We start from the raw sequence: 7,906 nt of genomic DNA on the forward strand, positions 1-7,906 counted from the left end.
CCAGCAACCTGGCGCCAGGTGCTGGGCCGTCGTCAGGTAGTAATTAGGGAGTTAGTCAACGGAGATGAGGGACATGGAGCTCGGGTTTCCGCGGGTGGAGTTCATCGTGAAGCTCGCCTTCCACGGCAGGTACCGGTCATCGGAGGACTCGATGACATCACCGGCGGTCGTGAACGCCCTCCGGCGCACCCGCAGCAGCGGGGTGCCCACGGGGACTTCGAGGAGCCTGGCATCGTCATCGTTCGCTCCGACCGCATCGATCGTGCGTGACGCCCGGTTGATGTCGACGCCCTGGTCGATGAGCTCCTGATAGATCGACCCGGAATCCGTGTCGAAGGCCAACACGTGACGTCCGAACTCGAACGGATAGTTCAGCCGCTCGACCATGGCCGGGGCTTCGTCCATGAGTCGCAGCCGAAACACCGAGACGATCGGATCGCCCTCTTCGATCCGCAGGCTCGCCGCCAGTGATTTCTCCGCCGGCTCCCGCGCTACACGCTGCGTGACCTGACCGGGCACGATGTCCGAGGCATGGCACCACTGGGAGAAGGAGATGACATCGTCGAAGGACTGAGTGAGGACGTTGTCGAGCACGACCGTGCGTCTCCCCCGCCCCGAGGAGATCAGCCCCTCCCCGCGCAGAGCGGACATCGCCTGCCGCACCGGTCCACGCGAACTCGCGAACTTCCGCGTCAGTTCCGCCTCGGAGGGCAGCTCATCGCCGGGCTGGAACGATCCTTCACGAATCGCCGTGCGCAGATAGTGCGCGATCTCGTCATGCTGCTGACGGGTGCGGTGCCTCGGGCCGGTGGTCATGACCTCACTTCTCCTTCGACGGTGCTCATTCGACGGCTCAGAGGACAGCGCCTCAGAGTCGAGGAAGCGCTGTCTCGGTGAACTCGGCATGGCTCAACGAAGTCCGAATGTCACATTAAGGTGAACAGACATCAAACTTGTACATACATATCTTCATCTTATCCGACAACCGCACGAATATGAGGGAATGCCGACAACAGATCTCATCATCACCGGCTCGGGCATCCTCGGCCTGGCCACCGCATTCCTCGCCCGCCGACAGGGCCGCAGCGTCCACATCATCGACCGTTCCGACCGCCCCGTGGGCTCGTCCATCCAGAACTTCGGCCACGCCTGCTTCACCGGCCAGTCCGATGCCGCGCAGCCGATCGCATCGAAGGCCCGCGAGGGCTGGCTCGACGCCGCGGCCGCCACGGGACTCTGGGCCGCCGAGACCGGAACCTTCATCCCGGCCATGACCGAGGCCGAGCTGACCGTCCTCGAGCAGTTCGCCGCCCATCGCGGCCCCGACCAAGTTCGACTGCTCGACCCGGAGGCGATCGTCGAGGCGGTCGGCAACCCCGACCTCCCGGCCATCGGCGGCGCACATCTGCCGCAGGACATGCGCGTCGACCCGCGACAGGCCGCCCCGAGAATCGCCGCATGGCTGGCCGGTCAGGGCGTGGAATTCACCTGGAACACGCACGTCACCGCGGTGGCCGACGGCACCGTGTCGACGACACGCGGGAACTTCCACGCCGAGCAGGTCGTCGTCTGCCCCGGCTATCAGCTGACCAGCCTCTTCCCCGAGATCGCCGAATCCCACGAGATCCGCATCTGCTCGCTCGTCATGTCGCTCATCGAGGCCCCGCAGCACATTCCGACCGGCTTCGCGATGCTCACCGGCACCTCCCTGGCCCGCTACGACGGGTTCGCGGCGATGCCCGGCGCCGGGGCGCTGCGCCACGACCTCGACGAACGGGAACCGGAGCTGCGCGGCTGCATCGCGAACCTCATGGTCACCGACATCCCGCAGGGCCTGCTCATCGGCGATTCACACGCCTACGACCTCAGCCCGGAACCCTTCATCGACGAGCGGGTCGGTTCGCTGCTGCTCGACCGGGCCACCTCGATGCTCGGGATTGAGCGCCCGCGTGTGCTGCAGCGGTGGCTGGGCATGTACGCCGACAGCCCGACGACGAACCTCGTCCTCGAGCGCCCGGACGAACGCACGACCGTCGCCGTCGTTGCCTCGGGGATCGGCATGACCTTGTCGTTCGGCATCGCCGACCTCATCCTCTCCGGTGGCACCGCCGACACCTGAGGCAACTCCCCCTCCCCGCCCTGACACCGACAAACCCAATCGGCCCCGCAGGCGGTCGCGCCCATCCGCGACCGCCTCGGGGCCGATTCGATGCCCTCAGAGATGCGACGTCCGGCTTGCACCCACCCGTCCATTTCAGTGACCGGTCCCACGATACGTCGGGGTAACTCCGAACCGACCGTGAAGTTGTCATGTCCAGTCGGTGAACTTCCCTTACTTGTATAGACATTCTCCAGTGATCTCGACACGATGAATTCGAACGATCACCTCAGCGCCTCTGCCGCACTGCTCTCCGAAAGGCCACCACGCCATGACCATGACCTCCCCCTTCCGCTCTCGCGCGTTCCGCACGATCACCGCCGGTCTCCTCTCCCTGCCCCTGCTCGCCGCCTGCGGCAGCTCCGGAGGAGGAAGCGACGACACGATCACCTTCGCCGCCGTCCCCGCCGAATCATCCTCGACGCTGGAATCCTCCTTCGAGAAAGTCACGAAGCTGCTTGAGGAGGAGACCGGCAAGAAGGTCGAATTCCAGAACGCCTCGGACTACGCCGCCGTCGTCGAAGGCATGCGCGCCGGCCAGATCGACGCCGCCTCCTTCGGCCCCTTCGCCTACGTCATCGCCAAGGACTCGGGCATCAACATCGAACCGGCCGCGGCACCGACGAACGACAAAGCCAAGGATCCCGCCTACACCTCGCTGGCTTATGTGAAGAAGGGCTCGGACGTCAAAGACCTGAAAGACCTCAAGGGAAAGAAGGTCTGCTTCGTCGATGCCGCCTCGACCTCCGGCTACCTCGTGCCGATGAAGGGCCTCCAAGACGAGGGCATCGACATGGACAAGGACCTCGAACAGGTGATGTCCGGTGGCCACGACGCCTCGCTGCTGTCGCTGAACTCCGGTGACTGCGACGTCGCCTTCGCCCACGACGCCATGCTCACCACTCTCGAGAAGTCCGGTCAGGTCAACAAGGGCAGCCTCGAACCCGTGTGGGAATCCGACCCGATCACCGAGGACCCGATCGCGGTGAACAACGACTCCCTCGACTCCGATACGGCCGCGAAGATCACCAACATCCTGCGTGAGAAGGCCAACGTCCCGGCCATGGTCGAAGCCGGGATCTGCGACTCCGAGGACGACTGCGTCCTGCCCGAAGAGATCACCTACGGCTACAAGGAAGTCTCCGACTCCGACTTCGATTCGATCCGCGACATCTGCGACGCCACCCAGGCCGACGCCTGCAAGAACATCGGCTGAGAAGGATGACCATGACACTCCCGCACCCCACCCGCAAACCGACCACGCCCGAACTCCAAAGGGAGATCGACTCCATCTACTCCGTCCAACTCGACCATGTGACGAAGGACTTCGGCGGCGGAGTCCTCGGTCTCGACGACGTCAATCTCGGGTTCCGCACCGGCGGGATCAGCGTCCTCCTCGGCCTCTCCGGCTCGGGGAAATCCACCCTCCTGCGCCACATCAACGGACTCCACACCCCCACCTCGGGGCGGGTGCGGGTCCTCGGTGAGGACATGGACCGGCTGCGCCGATCGGAGTTGAAGGCCGTGCGCCGCGACATCGGCGTCATCTTCCAGTCCTTCAACCTCGTCGGTCCGATGTCCGTGCTCGAGAACGTCTGCGCCGGGGCACTGGGATCGCTGCGCGGACCGCGCATCACGCTGATGATGTACCCGAAGGCTATCCGCAGCGAAGCCCTGAAGAAACTCGACCGGGTCGGTCTCGCCGACCGCGCCTACCAGCGCGCCGACACGCTCTCCGGCGGTCAGCAGCAGCGGGTTGCGATCGCCCGCGCACTCATGCAGCACCCGAAGGTGCTCCTCGCCGATGAGCCGGTCGCCTCCCTCGACCCGGTATCGGCCCGCGACGTCATCGACCTGCTGCGGCAGATCTCCGCCGAGGATGACCTCACCGTCATCGCCTCCCTGCACCAGGTGCAGCTGGCCATCGATTTCGCCGACCGGATCATCGGTCTGCGCACCGGCCAGGTCGTCCTCGACCGCACGACCGCCGGGCTCAGCGCCGAGGAGGCCTCCCAGATCTACTCGAGCGTGTCCGGAATGGACACCACCGCCGAGGCGAGCGAGCGCGAGACGAACACTGCCGGATCGCAGATGGCAAGGTCCGACACCGAGGCGGCCGCCCGGGTGGGAGCCACCCGATGAGTCTCGTGCTCGACCGAGAGGCTCCCGCCGTCGTCGAACCGCAGCGTCCCCGACCGTCGGGAAACTCCGCCGTGGCCGTCATCGTGCTCATCGGCCTCGCCGTCGCCGGCGCCTGGTCGGTGTGGTCACTCGGCATCGACATCGCCACGATCGCCTCGTCGTTCGACAATGCCGTGGGGTTCTTCTCCCGCATCGTCCCGCTCGACTTCCCGGCGTTCGGTGAGACGGTCTCGCTTGTCGTCGAGACCTTGGCCATCGTGTTCCTGGCGACTCTGCTCTCCGTCGTGCTCTCGATCCCCGTCGCCCTCTTCGCCGCTCGTCCCACCCGGATGGGTCGCGGTTCGCAGTGGACAGCGCGCACCCTCATCGTCCTCGCCAGGGCGATTCCCGACCTCGTGCTCGCCATCGTGTTCCTGCGGATGTTCGGCCTCGGCGCCACAGCCGGCATCATCGCCATGGGCATCCATTCGGTGGGGATGATCGGCAAGCTCTACGCCGATGCCATCGAAGAGCTCGACGACGGACCCCGAGAATCGATCGAAGCCCTCGGCGGCAGCCGCTCCCAGCAGATCCTCACCGCGATCCCGCAGACGCTCATGCCGCAGCTCATCGCCACGGCCCTGCACCGCTTCGACATCAACCTGCGCACCTCGGTGCTGCTCGGCTATGTCGGCGTCGGCGGAATCGGCCTGGCCATCGCGGACTCGCTGCGCACCTTGGACTACCAGCGCGGGATGGCGCTGGCGGTCATCGTGCTCGTCCTGTGCATCGTCATCGAACTCGTCTCCGGCTCCATCCGGGCAGCGCTCATGGCCTCGACGGGGGCGAAGATCACCGGCGGCACCTGGGTCGACCGGATCTTCAACCGGGGTCGGGCCACCGGGGTCGGCGATCTCAACCTCACCCCACCGTGGAGCGTGGCACGGTTCCGTCGTTTCGCCTCGGCGGCGGTGCTCATCGTCCTCACGATCGCCGCTCTGTGGCGGGTGGACGTGTCATGGTCGGCTCTGGCCGCGGGTTTGCTCGACCTGCCGCAGACCCTGGCGCTGTTCTTACCGCCCTCGACCGGCGGGACGCTTGCCAACCTCGTCGAGCAGCTGCTCGTCACCATCCAGATCTCACTGGCGGCGACGTTCATCGGGGCGATCCTCGCGCTGCCCATCGGCATCCTCGCCGCCCGCAATGTCGTGGCGAATCGGGCGGTGCACAAGACGTTCCGCGTCCTCATCGTCGTCGTCCGCGGCATCCCCGAACTCATCCTCGCGATCATCTTCGTCGTCATCTCCGGACTCGGCGAGGTGGCCGGAACACTGGCCCTGTCCATCGGCGCAATCGGCCTGCTCTCGAAGCTCATCGCCGACTCGATCGAGGAGACGGACCTCCAGGTCCAGGAGGCGGTGCGGGCCACCGGAGCCGGTGAGGCGCAGGTGTTCTTCTCGGCCACCCTGCGGCAGGCGGCACCGGCGTTCGTCGCCCACATCATGTACCTTCTCGACACGAACATCCGCTCGGCCACGCTGCTCGGCGTCGTCGGCGCCGGCGGGATCGGATTCCTGCTGCTCAACGCCTCGCGGGTCAACCAGTTCGATGTCGTGACGATGGTGCTCATCCTCATGGTCGCCGTCGTCCTTGCAGTCGAGGCCCTGTCCATGTGGCTGCGCCGAGCCGTGCGCTGAGGCTGCGCAATCAAGTCCACCTGCCCACCGAAATTTCCGTCCGCCGATCAAGCGGGCGAAGCAGAGCCCACGAACTCGCGTGGGCGACACCGTCAAGAGAAAGAGAATCGACATGACTGAACTTGCCGTCTTCGACATGGCCGGAACCACCATCGACGAACGCGACGAGGTCTACCGCGTGCTGCGCGAGGCCACCGAGCGGGAGGGCGCAGACTACTCCGAAGAGGTCTTCCAGAAGTGGATGGGCACGGAGAAGCACTGGGCGATCGAAAATCTGCTCCGCCTCGGCGGAATCGAGGTCACCGAGGAGGTCCACGAGCGGGCCTGGCAGTGGTTCCGTGGCGAACTGCGCGAGACCTACACCAAGAATCCTCCGCGTCCGCTGCCCGGGATCGAGGAAGCCCTGTCGACTCTGCGGGAACGCGGGATCAAGGTGGGACTGACCACCGGGTTCTCCCGCGAGATCGCCGACCTCATCTTCTCCACCATGGGCTGGGCGCCGGGAGAGACCTTCGACGTCGCGGTCACCGGGGACGAAGTGCCCGCCGGACGTCCGGCGCCGGACCTGATCAACAAGGTCATGGACACGGTCGGAGTCACCGACCGCGCGGCCGTCGTCAGCGTCGGAGACACCTCGGCGGATGTCGAATCGGCGCTCAACGCCGAGGTCACAGCCGTGGGCGTGCTCACCGGGCACCTGAGCCGGGAAGACTTCGCAGCCGCGGGGGCGCACCTCGTCCTCGACTCCGTGGCAGATCTGCCTGCGGTCCTCGCCGAGCAGGAAACAGCGGTGTTCGCGAAGTGACGGTTCAGGTTCATTCGACAGCGACCGCAGCCGATTCGACGATGACCGGCACCGAGGCGGCCGATCGTGTCCGCGCGAGCGCTCAGCCGTTTGCCCAGGTGTGGACCGGAGGATCGGAATTCGAGCTCCGCACGTTCGACCGGCCACGGCTGGCACCGGGCGAGAGCCTCATCCGGCTGACTGCGGCGACGGTGTGCGGGTCCGATCGGCACACCATCAGCGGACGTCGTCCGGGGGCGTGCCCCTCGGTGCTCGGCCACGAGGGTGTCGGCATCGTCGAGGAGACGCGTGGGGATGTGCCCGTCGGCACGCGCGTGGTCTTCTCGGTCACCTCGGTGTGCGGTCAGTGCCGGAACTGTCGACGCGGGCTGAGCGCGAAATGCACCTCGGTGCGCAAGGTCGGCCACGAATCGGCCGAGTCGGATTGGGCACTGTCGGGCACCTACGCCAGCCATATCCACCTGCCGGCCGGGGTGGCCGTGGTCCCGGTGCCGGATTCGCTGCCCGATGGGGTGGCGGCGACTGCGGGATGCGCCGTAGCCACGGTGATGGCGATGTGTGAAGCCGCCGGTGACCTGCGGGGACGCCGGGTGTTCGTCAATGGAATCGGGATGCTCGGGTTGACCGCTGTCGGGGCAGCTCTGGCCCGCGGTGCTGCCGAGGTCATCGCCGCCGATCCGCACCCGGACCGCCGCGGTCTGGCCGACCGAGCGGGGGCTGCTCGGTCCGGGGAGCCAGGTGTGGCGATCGCCGATGTCGACGTCGCGCTCGAGCTCTCGGGCGCCGAGGCGGGGGTGCGCTCCTGCATTTCGTCGTTGGGCGTCGGGGGCGTTGTGGTCCTCGCCGGCAGCGTGACGCCGGGGCCGCAGGTGTCGATCGATCCCGAGCAGATGGTGCGCGGATGGCGCACGATCACCGGAGTCCACAATTTCGAACCCCACCACTTGGCCGAGGCCGTGGACTTCTTGGCAGCCGACGGCGTGACATTGCCGTGGGAGGACATCCTAGGCGGCCCGATCCCCTTGAGGGACCTGCCGCAGGAGTTCGCGTCCCCGACCAAATCCCTCCGCACAATAGTCTCCCTCTAATTGCTACCTGACGGCGGCCCAGCAACCTCGCGCGAGG

7 protein-coding genes are annotated in these 7,906 nt (G+C 66.5%); 6 read left to right on the forward strand and 1 reads right to left on the reverse strand.

The annotated features are described in order from the left end of the window. Positions 1-51: 51 nt before the first annotated feature. A complete protein-coding gene (locus AC2W7L_RS18245; RefSeq protein ID WP_486005596.1) occupies positions 52-816 on the reverse strand; it encodes a GntR family transcriptional regulator in 765 nt (254 codons plus the stop codon). 187 nt (positions 817-1,003) lie between these two features. Here AC2W7L_RS18245 and AC2W7L_RS18250 point away from each other — a divergent pair, with 187 nt between their 5' ends. The 6 genes from AC2W7L_RS18250 to AC2W7L_RS18275 all read left to right on the forward strand — a co-directional run bounded on the left by AC2W7L_RS18250 (position 1,004) and on the right by AC2W7L_RS18275 (position 7,869). Then, a complete protein-coding gene (locus tag AC2W7L_RS18250; RefSeq protein ID WP_167193352.1) occupies positions 1,004-2,119 on the forward strand; it encodes a TIGR03364 family FAD-dependent oxidoreductase in 1,116 nt (371 codons plus the stop codon). A 310-nt stretch (positions 2,120-2,429) separates the two neighbouring features. Beyond that, complete coding sequence (locus AC2W7L_RS18255; RefSeq protein WP_486005597.1) at positions 2,430-3,374, forward strand: phosphate/phosphite/phosphonate ABC transporter substrate-binding protein; 945 nt, start codon at positions 2,430-2,432, stop codon at positions 3,372-3,374. 11 nt (positions 3,375-3,385) lie between these two features. Beyond that, positions 3,386-4,300: a phosphonate ABC transporter ATP-binding protein gene (gene phnC / locus AC2W7L_RS18260; RefSeq protein WP_486005598.1), complete on the forward strand. Its 915-nt coding sequence runs from the start codon at positions 3,386-3,388 to the stop codon at positions 4,298-4,300. Continuing rightward, positions 4,297-5,976, forward strand: a complete 1,680-nt coding sequence (phnE, locus tag AC2W7L_RS18265; RefSeq protein ID WP_486005599.1) for a phosphonate ABC transporter, permease protein PhnE — start codon at positions 4,297-4,299, stop codon at positions 5,974-5,976. Before phnC ends, phnE begins: the two co-directional genes overlap by 4 nt. A gap of 112 nt (positions 5,977-6,088) precedes the next feature. Continuing rightward, entirely contained in the window at positions 6,089-6,781 is a 693-nt protein-coding gene (locus tag AC2W7L_RS18270) for a phosphonatase-like hydrolase (protein ID WP_486005600.1), read from the forward strand. Next, positions 6,778-7,869 carry an alcohol dehydrogenase catalytic domain-containing protein gene (locus tag AC2W7L_RS18275; protein WP_486005601.1) on the forward strand — a complete coding sequence of 364 codons (1,092 nt, stop codon included), beginning with the start codon at positions 6,778-6,780 and terminating at the stop codon, positions 7,867-7,869. The genes AC2W7L_RS18270 and AC2W7L_RS18275 overlap by 4 nt, the downstream gene beginning before the upstream one ends. The last annotated feature ends 37 nt before the right edge of the window (positions 7,870-7,906 follow it).

The sequence above is a fragment of the Brevibacterium sp. LAARM3_SD1 genome, assembly GCF_057364765.1.

Coding starts and splice junctions, on each gene's coding strand:
- AC2W7L_RS18245 (WP_486005596.1), bottom strand. CDS start 816: ATGACCACCGGCCCGAGGCACCGCACCCGTCAGCAGCATGACGAGATC.
- AC2W7L_RS18250 (WP_167193352.1), top strand. CDS start 1,004: ATGCCGACAACAGATCTCATCATCACCGGCTCGGGCATCCTCGGCCTG.
- AC2W7L_RS18255 (WP_486005597.1), top strand. CDS start 2,430: ATGACCATGACCTCCCCCTTCCGCTCTCGCGCGTTCCGCACGATCACC.
- phnC (WP_486005598.1), top strand. CDS start 3,386: ATGACACTCCCGCACCCCACCCGCAAACCGACCACGCCCGAACTCCAA.
- phnE (WP_486005599.1), top strand. CDS start 4,297: ATGAGTCTCGTGCTCGACCGAGAGGCTCCCGCCGTCGTCGAACCGCAG.
- AC2W7L_RS18270 (WP_486005600.1), top strand. CDS start 6,089: ATGACTGAACTTGCCGTCTTCGACATGGCCGGAACCACCATCGACGAA.